This is a genomic window from Salinibacterium sp. CAN_S4 (assembly GCF_015752305.1).
GTDB lineage: Bacteria > Actinomycetota > Actinomycetes > Actinomycetales > Microbacteriaceae > Rhodoglobus.
In genome coordinates, this window is sequence record NZ_JADOVB010000010.1 from 1 (window position 1) to 1,297 (window position 1,297).

The window sequence follows — 1,297 nt, forward strand, 5'->3', positions numbered from 1 at the left end:
TGGGCTGCTGCGGATATCTCGGACAGTGGGCCCTCTTAAAATGAGGGTTCACTGAAAGTAGAGAACCGCATGACCGCACCACGCCGGAAATTTACTCAAGAGTTCAAAGACGAGTTGTGCCGCGAGGTGATCAACACGTCCAAGCCGATCAAGGATGTGGCCGAGGCCTACGGGGTCGGTCCCGAGACGCTGCGCAACTGGCTGAACAAACATCGCGAAGCGAACGGCGGCACCGAGACGGAGCTGACGCTCCCGGAGCGAGCCCGTCTGAAGGAGCTCGAGCGGGAAGTTCAGGAGCTCAAAGCTGAGGCGCAATTCTTGAAAAAAGCGGCCGCTTACTTCGCGCGGGAGCAGCGATAGTGAGCAAGTACGGATTCATCGACTCCCAAAAAGCTGAGCCCAAAAACCGGAATCCAGTCGTGAACATGTGCCGCTGGTTGGACGTGTCAACGTCTGGTTTTTACCACTGGCGGACGCGCCCGCAATCGGCGACGTCGGCCCGCCGAGAGGTCCTCGTGGAGCGGATCAAGTACCACTTCGAGCAGACCGAGGGAACCTACGGGTATCGCCGAATCCATGCAGACCTTGTCGCCGAGCAGACGGAGTGTTCCCCCGAACTCGTCCGGCAGCTCATGCGCCAGGAGGGCCTCGTAGCCTGCCAGCCACGACCCTTCCGCGTCACGACGGAGGCCGATGCGCTGGCCGCGGCGAACATGCCCGACCTCGTCAAACGCGACTTCACCGCCGACCGTCCGGGGGTGAAGTTCATCGGAGATATTACCTACATCCACACGTGGCAGGGGTTCGTCTACCTCGCCACGGTCATCGACTGCTTCTCAAAGAAGGTCGTGGGGTGGTCCATCGCCGATCACATGCGCACCGAGCTTGTCGAGGACGCTCTCAAGAATGCCGCTGCAACTACCCTGATCCTGCCGAACGCAATCTGGCACTCCGATCGCGGAAGCGTCTACACCTCAGCCGCTTTCAGGACCCTCGTGACCAGTCTGGGCATGCGCTCATCCATGGGCCGCACCGGGGTCTGTTGGGACAACAGCATGGCGGAAAGTTTCTTCTCGATGCTCAAGAACGAGCGCGTGTATCGGACCGTTTACGCGACCAAGACGCAAGCTCGCAGCGACATCATCCGCTACATCGAGGGGTTTTACAACAGCCGTCGCCGGCACTCAGCGCTCGGTTACCGACGGCCCAACGAAGTCCACTATGGTTATCAGCAGCCAGCCCTGGCAGCGTAGACGAATCCACTAATTCCGCTGTCCGAAATCCCCGCAGCAGCCCA

Annotated in this window: 1 protein-coding gene; it reads left to right on the forward strand. The window is 60.2% G+C overall.

Annotation, left to right across the window (positions count from 1 at the left end):
• Nucleotides 1–69 precede the first annotated feature (69 nt).
• Nucleotides 70–1,253, forward strand: a protein-coding gene (locus tag IWX81_RS14920; RefSeq protein WP_199282137.1) for an IS3 family transposase whose coding sequence is annotated in 2 segments (ribosomal slippage) — nt 70–328 and nt 328–1,253 — 1,185 coding nt in all. Because the reading frame shifts where the segments join, the coding sequence is not laid out codon by codon here.
• Nucleotides 1,254–1,297: the final 44 nt, after the last annotated feature.